The organism is Bradyrhizobium sp. HKCCYLRH2015 (genome assembly GCF_051168215.1).
Taxonomy (GTDB): domain Bacteria; phylum Pseudomonadota; class Alphaproteobacteria; order Rhizobiales; family Xanthobacteraceae; genus Bradyrhizobium.
Genome location: NZ_JBNPUO010000006.1, coordinates 321,880 through 345,797, shown reverse-complemented (window position 1 = coordinate 345,797; position 23,918 = coordinate 321,880). Strand labels below are relative to the sequence as shown.

Here is a 23,918-nt window from a genome sequence, read left to right as displayed (position 1 = left end):
GAGTGTTGCAGGATGCGCCGTTCGTTGTTTGCAGGTCTCGTCATCCTCGCCTCGTTTGCTGCGGCGGGGGCGGCGGAGCTGCCCGCTGAGATCAAGCAGGCTGGCGTGCTCAAGCTCACGGTCAACTCGACCTACGCGCCGATGGAATATCACGACCCCGCCACCAACGAGCTGAAGGGTCTCGACATCGACCTCGCCAACGCGCTGGCGAAGCGCCTCGGCGTCAAGATCGTCTGGAGCGAGACGCCGTTCGCCGAGCTCATTCCGTCGCTGCAGACGAAGCGCGCCGACTTCATCATCTCCGGCATCTCGGATCGTGCGTCGCGGCGCGAGACCGCCGACTTCGTCGACTATCTGGTCACCGGCCCGCAGTTCTTCGTGCTGGCGGACAGCGATGCCAAGGTCGCGACCGATCTGTGCGGCCGGAAGATCGGCACCACGCGTTCGACCAGCTTCCCGCAGGAGATCGAGAAATGGAGCAAGGCCAATTGCGAGGCCGCAGGGAAGCCCGCCGCGCAATATGTGCCGGGGGAGAACTCGATCGATGTCCGCAATCAGCTCAAGCAGGGCCGCATCGATGCTGCCGTGCAGGGCAGCGAGACTTTGCCCTATGCGCAGTCGCAGGAGGCCGGCAAGTATCGCATCGTCGGCGAGCCCATCGCCTTCGGCTACCAGGGCATCATGTTCCGCAAGGATGATGCCGCGCTGCGTGAAGTGGTGACCGAGCAGCTCAAGGCGATGATCGCCGACGGCAGCTACAAGGCCATCCTGGACACATGGGGGCTCGGGGCCAATGCGGTCCGCGAGCCCATGCTCAACGCGGCGCCGCAATGAGCCGCAGCGAGGCCCTGGCCGACGGCTTCCCGGATCTGTCCGGACACGGGATTGCGCGGCAGGCGCATTGGGGCCGCTGGCTCGCGGCCGCGGTCATCGTCGTCGTCCTCGTCGCGATCGGGCGGGCCTTCGCCAAGGGGCAGATCGAGTGGGTGTTCGTCGAACGCTTCCTGACGGCGCCGGTGATCCTGCGCGGCATCGTCAACACGATGGTCATGGCGGTCCTGGCGATGATGCTCGGAATCGCGCTCGGCGTCGTCGTTGCGATCATGCGGCTGTCGCCCAATCCGGTGCTGCGGTCGGTCGCCGCCGGCTACACCTGGCTGTTCCGCGGCACGCCGCTGATCCTCCAGTTGTTGTTGTGGTTCAATCTGGCGCTGGTGTTTCCAACCATCGGCATTCCCGGCCTGTGGAGCGCGCGCGCGGTCGATGTGATGACGCCGTTCCTGGCCGCGCTGCTCGGGCTCGGCATCAACCAGGGCGCCTACACGTCCGAGGTGATGCGCGCGGGCCTGCTGTCGGTCGATATCGGGCAATACGAGGCGGCGCAGGCGATCGGCATGGGACGATTGCAGGCGCTGCGCCGGATCATTCTGCCGCAGGCGATGCGCGTGGTGATCCCGCCGCTCGGCAACGAGTTCATCGGCCTGGTCAAGGCGACCTCGCTCGCCAGCGTGATCCAGTATCCGGAGGTGCTGCACTCGGCCGAGAACATCTACTACGCCAATTCGCGCGTCATCGAGCTCCTGATCGTCGCCGGCCTGTGGTATCTGCTCGTGGTCTCGATCCTCACGCCGCTGCAGATGCTGCTCGAACGCCGCTTTGCCCGCGGCATCGCGCGAGGCGGCCGCTGATGAGGCCGCTGGTCGCCATCCGCCAACTGAGCAAGCGCTTCGGTGAATTTCAGGCGCTGAAGCAGGTCTCGCTCGACGTGTTCGAGGGCGAGGTGGTTTGCCTGATCGGGCAATCCGGTTCCGGCAAGACCACCTTGCTCCGCTGCGTCAACCAGTTGACCACGGCCGACAGCGGCGGCATCTGGCTCGACGGCGCGCTGCTCGGCTTCCGCGAGCAGGACGGCCGGCTGCACCGGCTGTCGGAGCGCGAGATCGCGCGGCAGCGGCTCGCCTGCGGCATGGTGTTCCAGCGCTTCAACCTGTTTCCGCACATGACGGCGCTGGAGAACGTCATCGAGGGGCCGGTGCAGGTGCAGAGGCGCAGGCCGGCCGAGGCGAAGGACGAGGCGATGGCGCTGCTGCGCCGGGTCGGCCTCGCCGACAAGGCGGGCTCCTATCCGTCACAATTGTCGGGCGGCCAGCAGCAGCGCGTCGCGATTGCGCGGGCGCTTGCGATGAAGCCGCGGCTGGTGCTGTTCGACGAGCCGACCTCGGCGCTCGATCCGGAGCTGGTCGGCGAGGTGCTTGCCGTGATGAAGGAGCTCGCGACATCCGGCATGACCATGCTGGTGGTGACGCATGAGCTCGGCTTTGCGCGCGAGGTCGCCGACCGGGTGGTCTACATGGACCAGGGCGTGATCGTGGAGAGCGGCCCGGCCCGCGAGGTGCTGCGCGCGCCGCGCGAGGCGAGAACAAGAGCGTTTCTGGCAGCGGAAGTGGGGTGAGGTGATGGATTTGAAGTGGATCGTGTTGGCTGGACTCATGAGCGCCGCCGTGGCGGGCACGGCTCTCGCCGCCGAACTGCCGGCCGAGATCAAGCAGAACGGCCTGCGCATCGCGGTGGTGCCGAACTATCCGCCGATGGAGTTCAAGGATCCGGCCACATCGACGCTGACCGGCTTCGATGTCGAGCTCGGCGAGGCGCTGGCCAAGAAGCTCGGCGTCAAGGCTGTCTGGCAGGAGACGAGCTTCGACCAGTTGATGCCGGGCCTCGCCACGCAGCGTTTCGACATCATCCTGACCGGCATGACCGACTACAAGAGCCGGCAGGACACCGCGACCTTCATCGATTATCTGCGCAGCGGCCCGCGCTTCTTCGTGCAGGCGTCGCGCGCGGCCGAGCTCAAGGAGCCGACCGCGCTGTGCGGCAGGAAGGTCGGCGCCTCCAGGCGCACCAAGTTTCCGGACCAGATCGCGGCCTGGAGCGAGAAGAACTGCGGATCAAGCCCGATCCAGTTCGTCGGCACTGAAGGCTCGGCCGACGCGCGGACGCAATTGAAGCAGGGCCGCATCGATGCCGCCGTGCAGGGCAACGAGACCTTGCCCTACATCATGGACCTCGAGCCGAACGCCTACACGCCGGTCGGCGAGATGATCGCGCTGCAATATACCGGACTCGCGACGCCGGTGAAGGCGGACGAGCTCCGTGGCGCGCTGCACGCTGCGCTGGAGGGCCTGATCGCCGACGGCAGCTACAAGGCGCTTCTGGCGAAGTGGAAGCTCAGCGACAACGGAATCGAGAAGGTGCTGATCAATGCTGGACAGTAAGGCGCTCGCGGGGATCCCGGTCGTTCCCGCCAACACTGCGCCGCCGGCGCCGGACTATCCATGGCCTGCGCCGTACAGAGCGGCGATGTTCCTGTCGTTCGACATCGACGCCGAGAGCGCCTGGACGTCGAAGGACCCGGCGCATGCGGCGCGGCTGGTGACGATGAGCTTCGGCGGCTACGAGGCGCGCGTCGGCACGCCGAAGCTGCTGGAGCTGCTCGCCGAACTCGATCTCAAGGCGACGTTCTTCATCACGGGATGGGCGGTCGATGCGCATCCGGCGATGGCGGAGGCGGTGCTCAAGGCCGGCCACGAGGTCGGCCATCACGGCTATCATCACCTGCTGCCCGATCCCGGCGATCCCTTCATCGTCGAGGAGGTCGAGCGCGGCTTCGAGGCGATCCAGCGCCGGCTCGGGATCCGGCCGATCGGCTACCGCGCGCCGTTCGGCGAGTTCTGCGAGGAGCTGCGCGTCGCGCTGGTGCGGCAGGGCATCGTCTACACCTCGTCGTTCCGCGACGACGTCAGGCCCTATCGCCATCGCCTTGCCGACGGCAGGCCGGGCACGATCGAGATCCCGGTGACCGCGAGCTATGACGACTGGATGCATGGCCTGTCGGCGCGGTTCTCGCCGCGCTCGATCTTTCCGAAGGAACACGTGCTGTCGATGTGGAAGGATGAGCTGGACGAAGTCCGCGACTGGGGCGCGATGGTGACGACCGTGCTGCATCCGCAGGTCTCGGGCCGGCCGATGCGCTTCCGCCTGCTGCGCGAGTTCCTGACCTACGCCAAATCGTGCCAGGACGTCTGGATCACGACCGGCGCCGAGATCGCCGCGAACTACCAGCGTCACGAGGCGGCGGAAGCGAAGAGCGTATGAGCACGACCGCGATCTTCGGCAGCTATGTGCTGACGCGCAGGGACGGCGCACAGGACGTGCTGCGCGATCACTGGGTGCTGGTCGAGGGCAGGCGCATCGCGGCCGTGACGCGCGACAGGCCGGCGGCGGACGAGGTGTTCGATCGTCCGGGCCGATTCGTGCTGCCGGGGCTGTTGAACCTGCACAACCACATCTTCAGCGAGGCGATCGCACGCACGCTCACCGAGGACGGCAACGGCCGCCGCAACAACAAGAGCATCGTCTATACGGTGCTGCTGCCGCTGTCCAAGCGCGGCGCGGAGATCCTCACCGCGGAGGAGCGCTTGGCGATCGGCCGCATGGGCGTGCTGCAGCTCCTGAAGGGCGGCGCGACCACGGTGATGGAGCCGTTCCGCAACGCCATCCCGGAGCTGTTCGATGCGGCATTCGAGATGGGCCTGCGCTTCTACGGCGCGCCCTATCTGTTCTCGACCTCGGACGCCAAGGCGGATGCCTCGGGCACCGTGCACTATGCCGGTGACGACGGCGAAGCCGACATGGCGACCTGGAACGCGCTGCATCAGCGCTGGCACGGGCAGGGCGACGGCCGCATCCGGCTCGCGATGAGCCCGCACGCGACGGATACCTGCGGGCCGGATCTCTTGCGCGCGGCCGCGAGCCGGGCGCGCGAGCTCGACGTTCCCATCACGACGCACATGGCGCAGAGCCCAGGCGAAGTCGCGACGATTGCGCAGCGCCATGGCGGCCGCACGCCGGCCGAATATCTCGACTGGCTCGGCCTGCTCGGTCCCGATCTGCTGGCCGCGCACTGCCATGCCTCGACCGATGCCGACCTCGCGCTGATGGCGGCGCGCGGCGCCGGCGTGCTGAACTGCCCGCGCGTGTTCGCGCGCGCCGGCGTCACCGCCGCCTTCGGCCGCTTCGCGGCGCACGGCGTGCGCACCGCCGTCGGTACCGACGGCTACAACATGGACCTGCTCGGCGAGCTCAACGCGGCGTCGATGATCTCGAAGATCGCGCTGGGAAGCGCCGAGACGGCGAGCGCGCCGGAATTGATCGACGCCGTCACCACGACGGCCGCCGCCATGATCAAGCGCGACGATCTCGGCGTCCTCGCGGCGGGGGCGACCGCCGACCTCACCGTCGTCGACATGACGCATCCACATCTTCGGCCGCTACACGACCCGCGCCGCGGCCTGATCGCGCTCGCCAACCGCGCCAACATCGACCAGGTGATGATCGATGGCCGGCTGCTGATCCACGACGGCCGCTATCTCCACGGCGACGAGGCGGCCATCACCGCCGCGGGTACTGCTGCGATCGAGAGGATCTGGGCGCTGCCGGAGGCAGAGGCGGCATTCGCCGGCTGAATGCTGCTACCGCGTGCCGTAGGCGCGGTCGCCGGCGTCGCCGAGGCCGGGGACGATGAAGGCGTCGTCGTCGAGGCCTTCATCGATCGCGGCGGTCCACAGGGCGACATCCGGATGCAGGCCGCGGACGCGCTCGACGCCCTCCGGAGCTGCGATCATGCAAACCATGCGGATATCCTTGGCGCCGCGCTCCTTGAGCCGGTCGACCGCGGCGACGGCGCTGTTGCCGGTCGCGAGCACCGGGGTGACGACGACGGCCAGGCGCTCCTGCAGGTCGGACGGCGCCTTGAAGAAGTACTCGACTGCGGTGAACGTCTGCGGCTCGCGGTACAGGCCGATATGGGCGACGCGAGCGGTCGGCACCAGATCGAGCATGCCGTCGACGAAGGTGACGCCGGCGCGCAGCACGGGCACGAACACCAGCTTCTTGCCGGCGATCTTGGCCGACTGCATCCGCGCCAGCGGCGTCTCGACCTCGACCTCGGTCAGCGGCAGGTCGCGCGTGACCTCGTAGCAGAGCAGCATGCCGATCTCCTTCAAGAGCTCGCGGAACGACTTGGTCGAGATCGACTTGTCGCGGATCAGGGTCAGCTTGTGCTGCACCAGCGGATGATCGACGACCGTGACGCCTTCCATGGCTTTCATCTCCGAAGCGGTGGGTGGGCAAAGGCGCGACGCGCCGTGCCCACCGCGATCTTAGCTCAGCTTGGAATGGTGGGCACGCTGCGCTTTGCCCACCGTACGCGCAACTGATCAGTTTCGTCATGGCGAGGAGCGAAGCGACGAAGCAATCCAGACGTCCTTCCCGCTTTGCTCGCAATGACGGAACCGCGAGGTCGGCGACCTCAGGCCCAAACCCCTTAAAACACCGTGCCGTCGGTGAGGATGGTCAGCGGCGGCGAACCGTCCGGGCGGCGGGCGAAGGCGAGCTTGCGGCCGGCGGCCCAGCTGCCGCCTTCGAGGATGCGCGCCAGCGGTAGCTGCTCCGCGGTCTGGCCGGTGCGCCGGCGGATCAGTTCGGCCAGCCGGTCGAGCAGGGCGACGGTCAACGCGCGCCATTCCACCACCAGCGGAGAATCGACCTCATGCACGCGCGCGGCATCGGCGGGATCGCGCAAGCTCAGCACACCGCCGTCGACGAACAGGCCGCCATTGCGGTATTCGGCGAGGCCGGTGAGGCCGTCGATGTTGTCCACCACAAGGCCGGCGCGCTGCAGCGGTTCGATCAGCGAATAGCTCAGCCATTGCGACAGCTTGTGCAGCGGGACGAGACCGGTGGTCGCGTCATCGGTGATCAATGATGGATGCCGCCAGCAATCGCCGAGCGCCGTGCCGTGCAGCGTCAGGCGTGACGGCCAGATCGGGCCGAGCTGACGCAGCACCTGCTGCAAAATCGAAGGGGCCTCGATGCGGCCGCCAGCAGCCAACCGATCGAACAGGCCACCCGGCCGCGGACCGTCCTTCGCACCGAAGACCTCGGGGCTTGCCGCCACGACGGCGCCTAGCCGCCGGAGCAACTCCACGCGCCCCTCGAGCCCGACCAGCGGATTGTCGGCGCCGACCTGAAAACCGCGTTCGAGATCCGCGATCGTGAGCTGCCTGAGCCTCGCCGCATCGGCCCGCAGCGGATCGCTCGCATTGGACGAGAACGCGCCGCTTGCGAACATCTCGAGGCTGGCCAGCGCCAGCCCTTCGGAGCGGCCGATGCTGAAGCCGCTGGCTTCGTCATGATAGCGCCACGCCGCGCCGGCGCCGGCGTCGAGCAGCACGCTCGCGATGGCGAGATCGAACTCGGCGCGCGCCCGCGACGCCGCATTCGGCCAATTCACTTTGTCGGCGATCGCGGCCCAGCGATCGACACCACCGACCACGAAATGCCGCCAGCGCGAGTGGAACGGCACCTCGCCGTCGGGATAGGCCTTGCGGGTCACATCGAGCACGACGTCGGCGATCGCGTCGAGCCGGGCGATGTCGATGCGGAAATGCGGCAGCTTGTCGGCGAGACCGAGCGCAAGCAGCTGATGCGACCGCTCGCGCACGGCGCGGGCCGACAGGAGATATGAGACGTCGTCCATGATCTGCTGCTGCGCTCAGTACTTCTCGAGCGGGCGGCCGACGGTGTCGCCGAGCGCCTCGGGTTTCTGCGGCTCCAGCGAGAAATAGCCGGCCGCCTTCTTGGCCGCGATCTCGACATGGGCGTCGGCGGGAATCAGCTCGTCCGGGATCGGCACGCGCTCGACGATGTCGACGCCTTGGCCCACCAGCGCGTCGTGCTTCATGTCGCTCATCGAGATGAAGCGGTCGATGCGTTTGATGCCGAGCCAGTGGATGACGTCGGGCATCAACTGCTGGAACCGGGCGTCCTGCACGCCGGCGACGCATTCGGTGCGCTCGAAATAGGCCGCTGCGGCGTCGCCGTCCTCCTGGCGCTTGCGCGCATTGTAGACCAGGAATTTCGTCACCTCGCCGAGCGCGCGGCCTTCCTTGCGGTTGTAGACGATGATGCCGAGCCCGCCGTTCTGCCCGGCCGCAACGCATTCCTCGATACCGTGGATCAGATAGGGGCGGCAGGTGCAGATGTCGGAGCCGAACACGTCGGAGCCGTTGCACTCGTCGTGTACGCGGCACGTGATCTTCGTTCGGCCGTCGTTCAGCTTGGTGACGTCGCCGAACAGATAGACCGTGGTGCCGCCGATCGGCGGCAGGAACACCTGCAGATCGGGCCGGGTCACCAGCTCCGGATACATGCCGCCGGTCTGCTCGAACAGGCCGCGGCGCAGACTGGTCTCGCTGGTGCCGAAGCGCGCGGCGACGCCGGGCAGGTACCACACCGGGTCGATCGCGACCTTCACCACCGAGACGCTGCCATTGGCATGCACGACGTCGCCGTCATGGACGAGGCGCTTGGCCGCGAGCGCTGCATGCAGCTCGGGGAGCTCGATGCGCGCCTTGGTCACGGCGATGGTCGGCCGGATATCGATTCCTTCCGCGATCTCGCCGCCGAAATTCTCGGCCACCAGATGGCCCCAGGGATCGAGCGCGACGATCTTCGCCGGATCGCGCCACTGCGCGAACGGGCCGATCGTGGCGGCGGGATGGGTGTTGGTGAGATCGGGGCGGCGGATCGGATCGAGCGCACCGGATGATACCGCGAGCGCGCGGTAGACTGTGTAGGAGCCACCATGGCTGCCGATCACGTTGCGGTCCTGCGGACGCGACACCGTGCCGATCACGGGTCCGCGCTCGCGCGCGTTCTCGGCGCCCCAGTGGAGCGGGAAGTTGTGCTTGGCGCCTGGCACCGGGTGCGAGGTCAGGCGAATGTGATCCGTACGGTTGGAGCGAGTCATCGGACAGCCACCCCCAAAACGGCAACGGCCCGCCTTGACGACGGGCCTGAGCAGAACGCGTTCACGTTTTCCATGCATCAATATAGCAGTTTTTCTGCAGCAAACAAGGGTATCCCGGGCGGCATCTATTTGTAAACGAATGGTGACGACGGCCGGCTTGCAATGCAGCGCGGCCTCGCCCGCTGGCATGGCGCTTGCCTTTTGGACGCGACGCCGCCAGCTTGGCGCGCGTAGGGAGTCTTCGGCGGCAAAGGCGGCATGGACCTGATCATTCGCAACGCGGTGCTGGCGCAGCAGGGCGAGCTGCGCCGCGCCGATATCGGAATTTCCAAAGGCCGCATCGCCGCCATCGAGTCCGCGCTGCCGGCCGAGGTGGAGGAGCGCGACGCCGAACATTGTCTCGTCGTGCCCGGCTTCATCGAGACCCATATCCACCTCGACAAGACCTGCATCCTCGACCGCTGCAGCATCCGGGAGGGGACAGTCGCCGAGGCGGTGCGGGAGACCGCGGCGGCCAAGCGCAACTTCACGCCGGAGGATGTCTATGCCAGGGCGAAGCAGACCGTTGAGCGCTGCGTCAGCCATGGCACGATGCGGATGCGCACCCATGTCGAGCTCGATCCCGGCATCGGCTTCATCGCGTTCGAAGCCATCCAACAGCTCGCGCGCGACTACGCCTGGGCGCTCGATCTCGAGATCTGCGTGTTCCCGCAGGAAGGCCTGACGAACTATCCGGGCACCGAGGAGCTGCTGATCGAAGGACTGCGTCGTGGCGCGCGCACCATCGGCGCCGCCCCGTATTTCGACACCAACCCGCCGGCGCAGATCGACCGCATCTTCGCGATCGCGCGCGAACACGACGTCGACATCGACATGCATCTCGATCTCGCCGAGACGCTCGACCACATGCAGATCGAATATGTCTGCCGCAAGACCGAGGAGTACAAGTGGGGCGGGCGCGTCGCTGTCGGCCATGTCACGCAGCTGTCGCTGCTGCCGCCGGAACGCTTCAACGCGATCGCCGCGCAGCTCGCCAATGCCGGTGTCGCCGTGACCGTGCTGCCTTCGACCGACTTGCATCTGATGGGACGGCGGCAGGATCATGCGATCCCGCGCGGCGTGGTCCCGCTGGAGCCGTTGCGCGAGAGGGGCGTGACCTGCTCGCTCTCGACCAACAACGTGCTCAACCCGTTCACGCCCTATGGCGACGGCTCGCTGATCCGGATGGCCAACCTCTACGCCAATGTCTGCCACGTCTCGCGCCCTGACCATCTCGCCGGCTGCCTCGACATGGTGACCCATGATGCGGCGAAGCTGATGCGGCTCGGCAACTACGGCATCACAGTCGGCGCGCCGGCCGATCTCGTCTGCATCGATGCCGCCGATCCGACCGAGGCGGTCGCAACGCTGGCGCAACCGCTGTGGGGCCTGAAGTGGGGGCGGCCGTCGTTCTCGCGCACGCGTCCGGTGCTGCATCGGCCGGGATGATGGCGGCACCAGGTACTTTCGGCATAGTGGCACACGCCGCTCTCTCGATATCGGTTCGGTGCCGCCGGTCATCTCAGCGCTGTCCGATGCAGCGCCCTCTCCCCTTGTGGGAGAGGGCATGTACGGCCATCCGCGTACGCGGTCGGGTGAGGGGTCTCGTTCGACGAGTGCCGCTCGTGGAGAAAGACCCCTCACCCAACCGAGCTTGCCGAGACGTCATACATGCCCTCTCCCACAAGGGGAGAGGGCGCATATACGAACTGATTGTGGAGTTCCATCATGCGCATCATCAACGTTGCCGCGGCCCAGATGGGGCCGATCCAGCGCGCTGACAGCCGCGAGGCCGTCGTCACGCGCATGATCGCGCTGCTGGACGAGGCCAAGCGCAGGGGCGCTGATCTCATCGTCTATCCGGAGCTGGCGCTCACCACGTTCTTTCCGCGCTGGTACATGGAGGATCAGGCCGATGTCGATGCCTGGTTCGAGCGCGAGATGCCCAACGCCGCGGTGCAGCCGCTGTTCGACCGCGCAGCGCAGCACGGCATCGCGATGTATCTCGGCTATGCCGAGCTGACGCCGGATGGGCATCACTACAACACGGCAGTTCTCACCGACCGCGCCGGCAACATCGTCGGCAAGTATCGCAAGGTACATCTGCCAGGCCACGAGGAGTTCGAACCGGAGCGCAGCCACCAGCATCTGGAGAAGCGCTATTTCGAGCCGGGCGATCTCGGCTTTCCCGTCTGGCGCAATCTCGGCGGCATCATCGGTATGGCGATCTGCAACGACCGCCGCTGGCCGGAGACTTATCGGGTCATGGGCCTGCAGGACGTCGAACTGGTGCTGATCGGCTACAACACGCCGTCGGTGAATTCGCTGAAGTCAGCGGAGGGACTGAAGCAGCGCCTGTTCCACAACCGGCTGTCCGCGCAGGCCGGCGCCTATCAGAACTCGTGCTGGGTCGTGGCGGTCGCGAAGGCTGGCGTCGAGGACGGTCATCACCTGATCGGCGGCAGCCTGATCGTCAATCCCGACGGCGAGATCGTCGCGGAAGCGCTGACGGAGGGCGACGAGGTGCTGGTCGTACCTTGCGATCTCGATGCGACACGGTTCGGCAAGGAGACGATCTTCGACTTCGGGCGGCATCGCCGGGTCGAGCATTACGGGCTCATCACCAGCCGCACCGGCGCAGTGCCGCCGGAGTGACCCAATGTTGTAGTTTGTAGGCGAAATCCTGGCGCGGATCTCGGTGCGCTCCCTCTCCCCGTTCTTACGGGGAGAGGGTTGGGGTGAGGGGCAGCCACGCGCACCGACCGTGCGGAGAGTCCCCCTCACCCGGATTGCATCTGACGATGCAATCCGACCTCTCCCCGCAAGCCGGGCGAGGTGCACCGAGGTCGCCGCGCGAGTGTTGCCACCAAACAATGCGCTCAGCTGGCAAACGCCACCGCGCCCAGAGCCATGGTCACCGCAGCCTGGGTCGGATCGATCACCGGGATGCCCAGCGCGTCCTCCAGGTTCTTGCGATGTCGCGCCATGCCGGCGCAGCCCATCACGATGGCGCCGGCGCCGTCCTCCTCCTTCAGCGCGCGGCCGACCGCGATCATCTTCGCCAAGGTGCCTTCACCAGATGCCGTCTCGGCAACCGTCATGTCGAGCGGACGCTCGGCGGCGAGGCGGTCCATCAGCCCCATCTGGCGGAGATAGCGGATGTGGCGGCGGATCGAGCGCTGCGCGATGGCGAGCACGCCGAACGTATCGGCGCGGGTCAGCGCGGTGAGGACGCCGCATTCGGCGATGCCGAGCACCGGCCGTGCCGTGGCCTCGCGGCAGACATGCAGCCCAGGGTCGCTGTAGCAGGCGATCACGAAGGCGCTGGAGGCGTTGTCGCCCTCGACGAAACGCCGCAGCGGCAGGGCGACGCTGTCGGCATCCTTCTGGCTCTCCACGCCGTAGGGGCCTTCCTTCAGCGTCTCGCAGACGATCTCCGGTCCGTCAGTGAACATCAGCGGCTTGAGCGCCGCCGCCAGGCCGTCGGTCACCACCTGGTTGGAGTTCGGGTTGATCACGGTGATGCGCGGGCGGGACATGGGAGCTACCTGCTTCTTCAGTGTTGACGGCGCGTGACAGGCAATCACTATGCCACGGCTGACGCAATGGGGCCGATGCGGCCATCTCGCGTCCACGGCGTTCCATCTGGCAGAACTAGGAGATCGCGATGACCGAGCCGGCCTATGACCTGATCATCCGGGGCGGGCGCGTCGCCACCACCACCGATACGTTCGAGGCCGATGTCGCCATCTCCGGCGAGACCATCGCGGCGATCGGTCGCGGCCTCGGGCTGGCCAGGCGCGAGATCGACGCGCGCGGCAAATACGTGCTGCCCGGCGGTGTCGACAGCCATTGCCATATCGAGCAGCTCTCGGCCGCCGGCATCGTCAACGCCGACACTTTCGAAAGCGCGACCACATCGGCGGCGTTCGGCGGCACCACCAGCGTGATCTCGTTCGCCGCGCAGCATGTCGGTATGCAGCTGCCGCAGGTGCTCGAGGACTACCACGCGCTGGCGCGCAAGGGTGCGGTGATCGACTACGCGTTCCACATGATCATTGCCGATCCGACCAAGGAGACCTTGGAGCGCGACCTGCCGGCGCTGATCCGGCAAGGGCACGGTTCGATCAAGATCTTCATGACCTATGACCGGCTCAAGATCGACGACGAGCCGCTGCTCGACATTCTCGTCGCCGCGCGCGAGGGCGGCGCGATGCTGTGCGCGCACGCCGAGAATCACGGCATCATTTCGTGGATGGTGAAGCGGCTGCTGGCACGCGGCTACACCGCGCCGAAATATCACGCCATCAGCCATGCGCGCTTTTCCGAGGCCGAGGCGTTCAACCGCCTGATCGGCATGGCGGCGCTGGTCGATCAGCCGATCATGATCTTCCACGTCTCGACCGCGGAAGGCGCCAAGGTGATCCGCGACGCGCGCGGGCAGGGGCTGAAGGTGTTCGCGGAAACCTGTCCGCAATATCTGTTCATGACGGCTGATGATCTCGACAAGCCCGGCATCGATGGCGCCAAGTGGATGTGCAGCCCGCCGCCGCGCCGCGCGCCCGACCAGGAGGCGCTGTGGCAGGCGCTGGCGCTCGGCGATTTGCAGACCGTCTCCTCCGATCACGCGCCGTATCGGTTTGACGAGACCGGCAAGCTGCGCGCCGGTCCCAACCCCAACTTCAAGCAGATCGCCAACGGCCTGCCGGGCCTCGAGCTGCGGCTGCCGCTGCTGTTCGACGCGATGGTGTCGAAGGGCCGGCTCGGCCTCAACAAGTTCGTCGAGCTGACGGCGACGGCGCCGGCGAAGATTTACAATCTGCATCCGCGCAAGGGGGCGATCGCGATCGGGGCCGATGCCGATATCGCGCTGTGGGATCCCGACAAGCGCGTGACGATCACCGATGCCGCGATGCACGACCTTGCCGGCTACACGCCGTTCGCCGGCCGCAGCGTGCAGGGCTGGCCGGTGACCGTGCTGTCGCGCGGCCGCGTCATCGTCGATGACGGCAAGCTGTCGGTGCAGCCCGGCTCGGGCCAGTTCCTCGCTCGCAGCGGCGGCGAGGCGGCGAAGCCGACGGGACGACTGGTGGCGGACATGGACCCGGAGCAGAATTTCGGGGCGACGCTGCTGTGAGGGCGCGAGCACACGTCGGCCGGTGGCCTCGTGCTTCGAGACGGGCTCTACGCGCCCTCCTCAGCATGAGGAGCGAGGGCGAGGTTCGCGGCGCGCGAGCCGTGTCCCCTCATGGTGAGGAGGCTGCGTCAGCAGCCGTCTCGAACCATGAGGCCCTCGGGGAGGCGTCTTTCGCATGCATGTCCTGATCTTCGGCGGGGCCGGCTTCGTCGGCCTCAACATCGCGCAAGGCCTGCTGGAGCGCGGCCATGCCGTGACGATCTTCGACGCAACAGGTCTGCCCGCGGCGGCGCAGCGTGCGTTTGAACCCTATCGCGAGCGTCTGCACCTGGTGCAGGGCGACGTCACCGATGCGAGCGCTGTGGCGGCCGCGATCGGCAATGGCTGCGATGCCGTCGTGATGGGCGCCGCGATCACCGCGGGCGCCGAGCGCGATGCAGCCGACCCCGAGCGCATCCTCGCGGTCAATCTGCTGGCGCAGGTGCCGATCCTGCGGGCGGCGCGCGGCAGCGGCATCCGCCGGGTCATCAACCTGTCCTCGGCGGCGTCCTATGGCGCGAGCGGTCAGCGCTTTGCCGTGCTGGAGGAGACGACGCCGTGCGAGCCGGTGTCGCTCTATGCGATCAGCAAGTTCGCCTCCGAGCGCGTCGCCGCGCGGCTGAGCGATCTGTGGAAGACGGATGTCATCAGCGTGCGCCTGTCCGCCGTGTTCGGCCCGTTCGAGCGCGGCGGCGGCGTGCGCGACACGCCCTCGCCGCAGGCGCTCATCGCCGCCTGCTGCGCGCGCAACGAGCCTGCGCTGCTGAGCGAGCCGGGCGACAAGGACTGGGTTTACGCGGTCGACGTCGCGGATGCTGTCTGTCTGCTGTTGGAGGCTGAGAAGCCGCAGCACGCGCTCTACAACATCTCCAACGCGGCGACGTTCACAGCCGAAACCTGGGGCCGCGCCTTCGCGACCGGTCGAGCTGGATTCACCTGCCGGCTCAAGGAGCAGGGGGAAACGCCGACGGTGCCGGTGTTCGCGCCCAATCGCGGCCGGCTGTCGACGACGCGGCTGGCCGAGGAGTTCGGCTGGCGCGCGCGCTTCGACTGCGCGGCTTCCGCCGAGCATTTCGGCCGCTGGTTCGATCAGTACGGGAGAGACTGAGATGAGGCTCAAGGCCAAGGTCGCCGTCATCACCGGCGGCGGCTCCGGCATCGGCCGCGCCAGTGCCGTGATGTTCGCGCGCGAAGGTGCGTTCCTCGCGTTGGTCGATCGCGATGCTGCAGGCGCCGAGGAGACACTGGCGCTGGTGCGCAATGCGGGCGGCGACGGCAGCGTCCATGTCGGCGATGTCGGCGACGCCGACTTTGCCAAGGCAACCATCGAGAGCGTGGCCGCCGCGCGCCGCCGGCTGGACGTGCTGATGACCGCGGCCGGTTTTTCCTGTGGCGGCACCGTCGTCACGACCGATCCGGCGGATTGGGATGCGGTGTTCCGAGCCAACGTCGGCGGCACCTGGCTGTGGGCCAAGGTCGCGGTGCCGATCATGCAGAAGCAGAAGGCCGGCTCGATCATCACCGTCGCATCGCAGCTCGCGGTCGCCGGCGGCAAGGGCAATAGCGCCTATATCGCCGCCAAGGGCGCGATCATCAGCCTGACCCGCACCATGGCGGTGGACTTCGCCACCGATGGCATCCGCGTCAACGCACTGGCCCCCGGCGCGATCGACACGCCGCTGCTGCGTCGGAGCTTCGCGCGCCACGCCGATCCCGAGCCGGTGCGCGAGGCCTCGCGCCAGCGCCATGCCATGAAGCGGTTCGGCGCGGCCGACGAGGTCGCCGCCGCCGCGTTATTCTTGGCGAGCGACGAGGCGTCGTTCACCACAGGCATCGTGCTGCCGGTGGATGGCGGCTGGCTCGCGGCGTAACTCAACGCTTCGTAGCCACAGGCTTGCGATCCCGCCCTCGCAAAATATCCGCGAGCGCGGCTGCGTTGCGCGACAGCGGCTCGAACCGAGGCGTCAGCAGATAGGCCCGCATCGGCGTCTTGGGCGCCAGCGGCCGCGCGATCAGGTCGGGCCAGGCGCGGCCGCGCAGCACGAACTCGTCGACGACGGCGAGGCCGGCGCCGGCGCGCACCATGGCGCAGGCGTCGGGCGTGTAGCGCACGATCGTGGCTGGCTCCGGGCCGCCGGCCAGGGCCGACGTGACGATGTGACCATAAGGCGTCTGCGGGCCGAAGCCGACCAGCGGATAGGGCAGCATGTCCTTCGGCCTGATGCTGCGCAGCCTCGTCAGGGCATGGTCGGCCGGCATGATCACGTGTAGCGCGCCCTCCGCGATCGTCTCTACCGCGACTGTCGGCTCGTCGACCGGCAGCACAGTGATGCCGAGATCGGCGCGGGCTGTGCCGACGCGGCCGACGATCTCCAGCAGGGTCAACGATTCGAACTCGACGCGCAGATCTGGAAAGCGGCCGCGCAGCCGCGACAGTGCCTCCGGCACCATGCCGTGGCCCGCGCTCGGGCTCGCCACCACGCGGATGGTGCCGGTGCCGCCGGCGCGCAGTTCGTCGGCGAGGTCGTTGATGCGCGCGACGCCGCGATGGACGTGCTCGACCTCGGCGAACAACCGCTTGGCCTCCGGCGTCGGCTGCACCCGGCCGCTGATGCGCTCGAACAGCTTGAGCTTGAGGCCATCCTCGGTATAGGCCAGCAGCCGGCTGATCGCGGGCTGCGATACCGAGAGCAGGCGCGCAGCGCCGCTGATCGAGCCTGTCATCATGATCGCGCGGAACACCTCGATCTGGCGCAGATTGAGCGGCATGCGACCTCTTGTCTCGCTGTGGATGGCTGTCGACTCTAGCCGCGGCTGCCGCCCCATAACAAGCTGTTATGGGCGGCGGACAAATCGGTATGGTCGGTCCCAGACCTGCTTTGCTAAGCTTCGCGTGCCGGGTGACATGACTGATGGAGAGAGCGTGAGCGACAGCGAGCGTTCCGATCGCGATTGCGCGTGTTTCATCCGGTGGCCGGCATGAGCGGCGGTCTTGCCGCGCTGACGGCCCAGGTTCGCAGCGATCTTGCCAGGATCGCGCATCCCAGCATGCCATGGCTGACGCCTGTCACCGGTCCCGATGGCGGACCTGCGTTCGATGTGCTGATCGTCGGGGGCGGGCAGTCGGGTCTCGCGACCGCCTTCGCGCTGCTGCGCTCCCGCGTCGGCAACATTCTCGTGCTCGACAAGGCTGAGGCAGGCCGCGAAGGACCGTGGCTCAGCTATGCGCGCATGCCGACCCTGCGCAGCCCGAAAGACTTCACCGGACCCGATCTCGACATACCTTGTCTGACCTATCAGGCGTGGCACGAGGCGAAGTTCGGCGGCGAGAGCTGGCGCAATCTTGATCTGATTCCGCGCGAATATTGGGCAGACTATCTCGCCTGGTATCGCGAGGTGCTCGACCTTCCCGTGCGCAACGGCTGCGACGTCGTCGATATCGCACCCGCCGCTGACGGACTGCTGCAGGCGACCGTGCGCAGCAAGGATGGTGAGACGACGATCCATGCCCGCAAGATCGTGCTGGCGACCGGGCAGGAGGGGATGGGCGACTGGAGCATTCCGGAGCCGCTGCGCCATCTGCCCGCCACGCGCGGCGCCCATTCCGGCGCCGAGATCGATTTCGACAGCCTGCGCGGCCGCCGCGTCGCCGTGATCGGCGCCGGTGCCTCGGCGTTCGACAATGCGGCGGCTGCACTCGAAGCCGGTGCGGCGCGCGTCGATCTGCTATGCCGCCGCGCGGAAATCCAGCTGATCCAGCCCTATCGCTGGCTGACGTTCCGCGGCTTTCTCAGGCACTTCTCCGAGCTCGACGATGCCTGGCGCTGGCGCTTCATGCGCGCAGTCCTGGAACTGCGCGAAGGTTTTCCGCAGCACACTTATGATCGCTGCGCCCGCCACGCGGCGTTCCGCCTGCAAGAAGGCGCGCCGGTCACGGGCGCGCGCGAGACGGCCGACGGCGTCGTGCTGCAGACAGCGAAGGGCGAGATCACGGCGGACTTCGTGATCAGCGCAACCGGCATCTCGATGGACTTCGCAAAGCGGCCGGAGCTGCGGCGCTTCGCGGCCAACATCGCGCGCTGGTCTGACCGCTACACGCCCGATGCGAGCGAACGCAACGATCGGCTCGGCGCCTTCCCTTATCTTGCAGACGACTATGCGCTGTGCGAGCGCAACGCGGGAGAGACGCCGTGGATCGGCAACATTCACGTGTTCGCCATCGCCTCGACGATGAGCTTCGGCGCGTCGGGATCGTCGATCAACGCAATGACGACCGCAGTGCCGAAGCTCGTGCATGGTTTGACGCGTGGGCTGTTCACGGCTGATATCGACAAGCATTGGGCGAACTTCCGGGCCTATGATGTGAAGCAGGCGACGGTGCGCCGTGGCACGTGATTTGCTGTTGAGCGTCGATGCTGAGCGTCGATCTTGTGCGTCGATCTCATGGTAGCGCGTCGCGGATCTCCGCCGACGCGCGATTTCAGTGCCGGATTTTGAGACCAATGAGGGAACAGGGGCGATGAGTTTCGAGATGTCCAAACGTTCGTTGTTCGCGGCGACCGCGTTGCTCGCGGTGATGCTGGCTGCGCCGTCGGTGCATGCGCAGAGCCGCGCCGAGACTCTGCGCTACGTCACCGGCGCCACCGTCAACACGCTCGATCCGAACATTCCGGGCTCGACGCGCGAGGCCTTCGCGCTGTCGATGTCGAGCTACGACCGGCTGGTGTCGTTCGGCCGCAAGCAGCTCAATGGTAAGTGGGTGTTCGATCTCGACACGATCACCGGCGAGCTCGCCGAATCCTATTCTGTCAGCGCCGACGGTCTGAAGATCACCTTCAAGCTGCGCCCTGATGCGAAGTTCCAGGACGGCTCGCCGGTCACCGCCGAGGACGTCAAATGGTCGCTCGACCGCTGCGTCACCGCGCCGATCCTCGGCAAGGCGCAATTGCTGACGGGGTCGCTGACGTCGGCCGATCAGTTCAAGGTCATCGATCCCCTGACGTTCGAAGTGACCTTGCCGAAGCCGGACAAGCTGGCGCTGCCGAACCTCGCCACCGTCTATCCGATCATCATCAACTCCAAGCTCGCCAAGGCGCATGCGACGGCCGAAGATCCGTGGGCGTTGAACTGGACCAAGGAGAATGCGGCCGGCAGCGGCGCCTACATCGTCGAGACCTTCAAGCCCGGCGAGCAGGTGATCGCCAAGCGCAACGAGGCCTGGAACCGCGGAACCCCGGACAAGCCGGCGGCGTTCAAGCGGCTGATCATCCAGTCGGTGCCGGAGCCGGCGACGCGCGCCAACCTCGTCGAGCGCGGAGACGCCGATCTCGTGATCGACCTGCAGGCCAGCGACGTGCAGTCGTTGGAGGGCAAGGGCAAGCTGAAGGTGATCTCGACGCCGCAGTATAATGCGGTGACCTTCATCTCGATGAACAACACCATTCCGCCGTTCGACAACGTCAATGTGCGCCGCGCGATCGCCTATGCGCTGCCTTATGACGACATGTTCAAGGCCGCGCTGTTCAGCCGCGGCGCGCCGCTCTATGGCGCGACCTGGGCCGACGGCAAGCCGCCGAGCGGCGGCTATCCGATCCCGCAGCCGATCAAGCTCGACCTGGAGAAGGCCAAGGCCTATCTGAAGGACGCCGGCATGCCCGACGGCTTCTCGACCACCTTCAGCTTCAATGTCGGCCAGGCCGCGACCGCCGAGCCGATGGCGGCGCTGGTGAAGGAGCAGCTCGGCAAGATCGGCATCAAGGTCGACATCCAGAAGCTGCCGGACGCGCAGATGTCGACCGCGATCAACGAGAAGAAGCTGCCGTTCTTCACCGAGGGCATCGTCGCCTGGCTGCCCTCGACGGACTATTTCTACCGCAACTTCTACACCGGCAAGCAGCGCTGGAACTATTCCTCGACCGATAATGCCGAATTGGAGAAGATCGCGCAGGAGGCGCGCTTCGAGGCCGACAAGGCGAAATACGAGGAGCAGGGCAAGGCGCTCAACGCGATCCATTTCGACCAGATGTTCCAGATCCCGATCTGGCAGGCGGCGCAGGATGCGGTGATGCAGCCGACGGTGGACGGCTATGTCTACCAGTTCACGCGACAGGTCGATTATCGTAACCTGAGCCGCAAGTAACCGGGACGGCTGAGGACCATGGGCACGATCGGCGCAACATTGCTGCGGGCGGGACGGCGTTTCGTCTCGTCGCTGCCGGCACTGTTCGGTGTCCTGGTCTTCACCTTCCTCTTGATGCGCGTGCTGCCGGGGGATCCGGCCGTGTTCTTTGCCTCCGGCCCCAATGCCGGCCAGGAGGAGATCGAGGTCATCCGCCGGCAGCTCGGGCTCGACAAGCCGCTGCCGAATCAGCTCGCGATCTACCTCTATGATGTCGGTCGCGGCAATCTCGGCCGCTCGATGATGACCGGGCAGCCGGTCGCCAAGGATCTCAAGGAGCGACTGCCGGCCTCGCTGGAGCTGACCTTGACGGCGCTGCTGATCGCGCTGGTCTCGGCGGTGCCGCTCGGCGTGCTGGCTGCGCTGCGGCCGGGCTCGCTGGTCGATCACGGCGTCCGGCTATTTTGTTCGTTCGGCGTCTGCGTGCCGACCTTCGTCTCCGGGCTCCTGCTGATCTACGTGTTCTATTATCTGCTCGGTTTCGCGCCGGATCCGACAGGGCGGATCGATATCTTCACCACGATGCCGCCATCGCGCACCGGCTTCCTGATCATCGACTTCCTGCTCGCAGGCGATGTCGAGGGCTGGTGGGCGGCGGCGCGGCAGCTGATGCTGCCGGCGCTGACCATGGCGTTGTTCGTGATCGCGCCGCTGGCGCGCATCACGCGGGCCTCGATGCTGGTCTCGCTCGGCAGCGATTTCGTCCGCACCGCGCGCTCGGTCGGGCTGTCGTGGTGGCGCATCGTCGTCACCTATGCCTTGAGGAACGCGATCCTTCCCGTCATCACCATCGCCGGCATCGTGTTCTCGACCATGCTGGGCGCGAACGTGCTGGTGGAGAAGGTGTTCTCCTGGCCCGGCGTCGCCTCCTACGCGCTCGATGCGCTGCTGGTCTCCGACTACGCGCCGGTACAGGGCTTCGTGCTGCTGATGGCGACGATCTTCGTGATCGTCAATCTCCTGGTCGATGTGCTCTATGGCATCGCCGATCCCAGGGCGACGGTGGCGTGAGCATGAGCACGATAGAGACCGCCTCAACCCTGCGCCACACGGCCTTCGTGCTGCGCGGCAACCCGGTCACCGCCGTCGCGGCTGGCGGCGCGCTGCTGCTGGCGCTGATCGCAGTCTTTGCGCCGTGGCTGGCGCCTTACGATCCCGTTGCGTCCGAGGTCTCTGCCGCATTGCAGCCGCCGAGCTCCGTGCACTGGTTCGGCACCGACCAGCTCGGCCGCGATGTGCTCAGCCGCCTGATCGTCGCCAGCCGGCTCGACCTCACGATCGCGGTGACGGCGGTCGCGGTGTCCTTTGCGCTCGGCTCCGTCATCGGTGCGCTGTGCGGCTATGCCGGCGGCCGTCTCGACAAGGCGGTCGGCCGCTTCGTCGACGTGCTGATGGCGTTTCCGCTGTTCGTGCTGGCGATGGCGATGGTCGCGGCGCTCGGCAACCGCGTCGAGAACATCGTGATCGCGACCGCGATCATCAACCTGCCGTTCTACATCCGCTTCGCCCGCGCCGAGGTGAACATCCGCCGCAATCTCGGCTGGGTCGAGGCCGCGCGTGCCTGTGGCGAGAGCCATGTTGCTGTCGTGCTGCGCTTCCTGTTGCCGAACGTGCTGCCGGCGATGGCGGTGCAGATGTCGCTCAATCTCGGCTGGGCGATCCTCAATGCCGCGGGCCTCTCCTTCATCGGCCTCGGCGTCAAGCCGCCGACGCCGGAATGGGGCATCATGGTCGCCGAGGGCGCGCGCTTCATCTCCACCGGGCGCTGGTGGCTGGTGGCGTTTCCCGGCTTCGCGCTGATGACAGCGGTGCTGTGCTTCAATCTGCTCGGCGACGGCCTGCGCGACATCCTGGATCCCCGGATGCGCACATGATGTCTCGTCAGAACACAAATAGCTGGGGCGCATCCGAGGATGCGGACGTGACAGCGCCTGATATTTCCAAGCCGCTGCTCGAGGTCGAGAATCTCAAAGTGACCTTCTCGACCCGTCGTGGGCTCGTCGAGGCGGTGCGCGGCGTGTCGCTGTCGCTCCAGCCGGGCGAGATGCTGGGTCTCGTCGGCGAGAGCGGCTCCGGCAAATCGGTGACCGGCTTTGCCATCACCCATCTGCTCGACAAGGCCGGCCGCATCACCGATGGCTGCATCCGCTTCAAGGGCCAGGACGTCACCCGGGCCGGCGGTGCCGATCTGCGCAGCCTGCACGGCGCGGCCATGGCGATGATCTTCCAGAATCCGCGTGCCGCGCTCAACCCGATCCGCACCGTCGGCCAGCAGATCGCGGATGCGATCCTCGCCCATCGCCGGCTGTCGCGGCAGGAGGCGCATGCGGAGGCCTTGTCGCTGCTGAAGGCCGTGCAGATCCGCGATCCCGAGCGCCGCATGGGCGCCTATCCGCACGAACTCTCCGGCGGCATGTGCCAGCGGGTGATGATCGCAATCGCGATCTCCTGCAGCCCGTCGCTGCTGATCGCGGACGAGCCGACCACCGGCCTCGACGTCACCACGCAGAAGGTGGTCATGGATCTTCTTGCGAACATCGCCGCCGAGCGCGGCATGGCGACGATCCTGATCACGCATGATCTCGGGCTTACCGCGCGCTATTGCGCGCGCGTGGTCGTGATGGAGCAGGGCAGGCTGGTCGAGGAGGCCGCGCCGCTGACGCTGTTCCACCGGCCGCAGCATCCCTACACCAAGCGCCTCGTTGCGGCCTCGCCGACGGCAACCTCGCGTGTCGAGGATCTGGTGCCGGACGGCGAAAAAATTCCCCTGGTCACGGTGACGGAGCTGCCGCCGCTGCCGCACGGCACGCCGCTGCTGCTCGACGTCAAGGGCGTCAGCAAGCGCTTCGACGACGGTACGGTCGGCGTCGCCGACTTCTCGATGACGATGCGCGGCGGCGAGAGCGTCGGTCTCGTCGGCGAGAGCGGCTCCGGCAAGAGCACGACCTCGCGGATGATCTGCCGTCTGATCGACGCCAGCGCCGGCGAGATCCTGTTCGACGGCCAAGCGATCGGCCAGATTCCGGCTCGCGACTTTCACGCGAGCGAGCTGCGCAAGGACATCCAGATCGTCTTCCAGGATCCGAACGACAGCCTCAATCCGCGCTACACGGCGTTCGACTGCATCGCCCATCCGCTGCTGCGGCTGATGAACATGCGCTCGGGCGACAGACTGCGTCAGCGCGTCGAGGAATGCGCCGATCGCGTCGGCCTGCCGCGCGAGCTGTTGTCGCGCTTTCCGCATCAGCTCTCCGGCGGGCAGAAGGCGCGCGTCGGCATCGCCCGCGCCATTGCCTGCAAGCCGCGGCTGCTGGTGCTGGACGAGCCGACCGCGGCGCTGGACGTCTCCGTGCAGGCCGTGGTGCTGCAGCTTCTCAACAAGCTCAGGCGCGAGGACAATCTCGCCTTCCTGTTCGTGAGCCACGATCTCAACGTCGTGCGCATGATGTGCGACCGCACCATCGTGCTGCGCACAGGTCTCATCATCGAGCAGGGCGAGAGCCGGGCGCTGTTCGCCAATCCGCAGACCGACTACACGCGCGAGCTGGTCGACGCCGTCCCGCATATCGCCCCGCCGGCGGCTTTCGCGTCCGTCTGAGCAGCCCATAACATTCGATTATGGGTGGCGGACAACTCGGTATTGGGGACGCGAG

General features: G+C 67.0%; 21 protein-coding genes. 16 read left to right on the top strand and 5 right to left on the bottom strand.

The window, feature by feature from the left end; genetic code table 11:
- Positions 1 to 12 precede the first annotated feature (12 nt).
- The 6 genes from ACQR1H_RS18115 to ACQR1H_RS18090 are packed head-to-tail and all read left to right on the top strand — an operon-like array spanning position 13 to position 5,525.
- Positions 13 to 834, top strand: a complete 822-nt coding sequence (locus tag ACQR1H_RS18115) for an ABC transporter substrate-binding protein (protein ID WP_434907958.1) — start codon at positions 13 to 15, stop codon at positions 832 to 834.
- The gene (locus ACQR1H_RS18110) at positions 831 to 1,688 is read left to right on the top strand and encodes an amino acid ABC transporter permease (protein ID WP_315804438.1); all 858 of its coding nucleotides are present in this window, start codon (positions 831 to 833) and stop codon (positions 1,686 to 1,688) included. The genes ACQR1H_RS18115 and ACQR1H_RS18110 overlap by 4 nt, the downstream gene beginning before the upstream one ends.
- Positions 1,685 to 2,452, top strand: a complete 768-nt coding sequence (locus ACQR1H_RS18105) for an amino acid ABC transporter ATP-binding protein (RefSeq protein ID WP_316178444.1) — start codon at positions 1,685 to 1,687, stop codon at positions 2,450 to 2,452. The genes ACQR1H_RS18110 and ACQR1H_RS18105 overlap by 4 nt, the downstream gene beginning before the upstream one ends.
- 4 nt (positions 2,453 to 2,456) lie before the next feature.
- Positions 2,457 to 3,275, top strand: a complete 819-nt coding sequence (locus tag ACQR1H_RS18100) for an ABC transporter substrate-binding protein (RefSeq protein WP_434907957.1) — start codon at positions 2,457 to 2,459, stop codon at positions 3,273 to 3,275.
- Positions 3,262 to 4,155 carry a polysaccharide deacetylase family protein gene (locus ACQR1H_RS18095; protein WP_434907956.1) on the top strand — a complete coding sequence of 298 codons (894 nt, stop codon included), beginning with the start codon at positions 3,262 to 3,264 and terminating at the stop codon, positions 4,153 to 4,155. The genes ACQR1H_RS18100 and ACQR1H_RS18095 overlap by 14 nt, the downstream gene beginning before the upstream one ends.
- Positions 4,152 to 5,525: an amidohydrolase family protein gene (locus ACQR1H_RS18090; RefSeq protein ID WP_434892934.1), complete on the top strand. Its 1,374-nt coding sequence runs from the start codon at positions 4,152 to 4,154 to the stop codon at positions 5,523 to 5,525. Before ACQR1H_RS18095 ends, ACQR1H_RS18090 begins: the two co-directional genes overlap by 4 nt.
- 6 nt (positions 5,526 to 5,531) lie before the next feature.
- On the opposite strand, the gene upp is transcribed toward ACQR1H_RS18090, so the two are convergent.
- The 3 genes from upp to ACQR1H_RS18075 all read right to left on the bottom strand — a co-directional run bounded on the left by upp (position 5,532) and on the right by ACQR1H_RS18075 (position 8,872).
- Positions 5,532 to 6,161: a uracil phosphoribosyltransferase gene (gene upp, locus ACQR1H_RS18085; RefSeq protein WP_316238412.1), complete on the bottom strand. Its 630-nt coding sequence runs from the start codon at positions 6,159 to 6,161 to the stop codon at positions 5,532 to 5,534.
- Between the two features lie 224 nt (positions 6,162 to 6,385).
- Entirely contained in the window at positions 6,386 to 7,600 is a 1,215-nt protein-coding gene (locus ACQR1H_RS18080) for a URC4/urg3 family protein (RefSeq protein ID WP_434907955.1), read from the bottom strand.
- Positions 7,601 to 7,615: 15 nt separating this feature from the next.
- Positions 7,616 to 8,872, bottom strand: coding sequence for a GTP cyclohydrolase II (locus ACQR1H_RS18075; RefSeq protein ID WP_316238413.1), 1,257 nt, complete (start codon positions 8,870 to 8,872; stop codon positions 7,616 to 7,618).
- Between the two features lie 258 nt (positions 8,873 to 9,130).
- Here ACQR1H_RS18075 and ACQR1H_RS18070 point away from each other — a divergent pair, with 258 nt between their 5' ends.
- Positions 9,131 to 10,360 carry an amidohydrolase family protein gene (locus tag ACQR1H_RS18070; RefSeq protein WP_434907954.1) on the top strand — a complete coding sequence of 410 codons (1,230 nt, stop codon included), beginning with the start codon at positions 9,131 to 9,133 and terminating at the stop codon, positions 10,358 to 10,360.
- A 279-nt stretch (positions 10,361 to 10,639) separates the two neighbouring features.
- On the top strand, positions 10,640 to 11,566 hold the full coding sequence (locus tag ACQR1H_RS18065) for an N-carbamoyl-D-amino-acid hydrolase (RefSeq protein WP_434907953.1): 927 nt from the start codon (positions 10,640 to 10,642) through the stop codon (positions 11,564 to 11,566).
- A 224-nt stretch (positions 11,567 to 11,790) separates the two neighbouring features.
- Here ACQR1H_RS18065 and ACQR1H_RS18060 read toward each other — a convergent pair whose 3' ends face one another.
- Positions 11,791 to 12,450 (bottom strand): aspartate/glutamate racemase family protein, encoded by a 660-nt coding sequence (locus tag ACQR1H_RS18060; RefSeq protein ID WP_434907952.1) that lies wholly within the window; start codon positions 12,448 to 12,450, stop codon positions 11,791 to 11,793.
- 128 nt (positions 12,451 to 12,578) lie between these two features.
- Here ACQR1H_RS18060 and hydA point away from each other — a divergent pair, with 128 nt between their 5' ends.
- The 3 genes from hydA (at position 12,579) to ACQR1H_RS18045 (ending at position 15,958) form a co-directional block, all read left to right on the top strand.
- Positions 12,579 to 14,048 (top strand): dihydropyrimidinase, encoded by a 1,470-nt coding sequence (gene hydA, locus ACQR1H_RS18055; RefSeq protein WP_434907951.1) that lies wholly within the window; start codon positions 12,579 to 12,581, stop codon positions 14,046 to 14,048.
- Between the two features lie 175 nt (positions 14,049 to 14,223).
- The gene (locus ACQR1H_RS18050; RefSeq protein WP_315804448.1) at positions 14,224 to 15,195 is read left to right on the top strand and encodes an NAD-dependent epimerase/dehydratase family protein; all 972 of its coding nucleotides are present in this window, start codon (positions 14,224 to 14,226) and stop codon (positions 15,193 to 15,195) included.
- Position 15,196: 1 nt separating this feature from the next.
- Positions 15,197 to 15,958, top strand: coding sequence for an SDR family oxidoreductase (locus tag ACQR1H_RS18045; protein ID WP_316177944.1), 762 nt, complete (start codon positions 15,197 to 15,199; stop codon positions 15,956 to 15,958).
- A gap of 1 nt (position 15,959) precedes the next feature.
- Here ACQR1H_RS18045 and ACQR1H_RS18040 read toward each other — a convergent pair whose 3' ends face one another.
- The gene (locus ACQR1H_RS18040; protein ID WP_434907950.1) at positions 15,960 to 16,856 is read right to left on the bottom strand and encodes a LysR family transcriptional regulator; all 897 of its coding nucleotides are present in this window, start codon (positions 16,854 to 16,856) and stop codon (positions 15,960 to 15,962) included.
- A gap of 210 nt (positions 16,857 to 17,066) precedes the next feature.
- Here ACQR1H_RS18040 and ACQR1H_RS18035 point away from each other — a divergent pair, with 210 nt between their 5' ends.
- The 5 genes from ACQR1H_RS18035 (at position 17,067) to ACQR1H_RS18015 (ending at position 23,863) form a co-directional block, all read left to right on the top strand.
- Positions 17,067 to 18,482 (top strand): NAD(P)-binding domain-containing protein, encoded by a 1,416-nt coding sequence (locus tag ACQR1H_RS18035; RefSeq protein WP_434907949.1) that lies wholly within the window; start codon positions 17,067 to 17,069, stop codon positions 18,480 to 18,482.
- Positions 18,483 to 18,606: 124 nt separating this feature from the next.
- The gene (locus ACQR1H_RS18030; protein WP_434907948.1) at positions 18,607 to 20,226 is read left to right on the top strand and encodes an ABC transporter substrate-binding protein; all 1,620 of its coding nucleotides are present in this window, start codon (positions 18,607 to 18,609) and stop codon (positions 20,224 to 20,226) included.
- An 18-nt stretch (positions 20,227 to 20,244) separates the two neighbouring features.
- Positions 20,245 to 21,276, top strand: a complete 1,032-nt coding sequence (locus ACQR1H_RS18025; RefSeq protein WP_316177948.1) for an ABC transporter permease — start codon at positions 20,245 to 20,247, stop codon at positions 21,274 to 21,276.
- A 2-nt stretch (positions 21,277 to 21,278) separates the two neighbouring features.
- Complete coding sequence (locus tag ACQR1H_RS18020; protein WP_434907947.1) at positions 21,279 to 22,139, top strand: ABC transporter permease; 861 nt, start codon at positions 21,279 to 21,281, stop codon at positions 22,137 to 22,139.
- 74 nt (positions 22,140 to 22,213) lie between these two features.
- Entirely contained in the window at positions 22,214 to 23,863 is a 1,650-nt protein-coding gene (locus ACQR1H_RS18015; protein ID WP_434907999.1) for an ATP-binding cassette domain-containing protein, read from the top strand.
- Positions 23,864 to 23,918 lie beyond the last annotated feature (55 nt).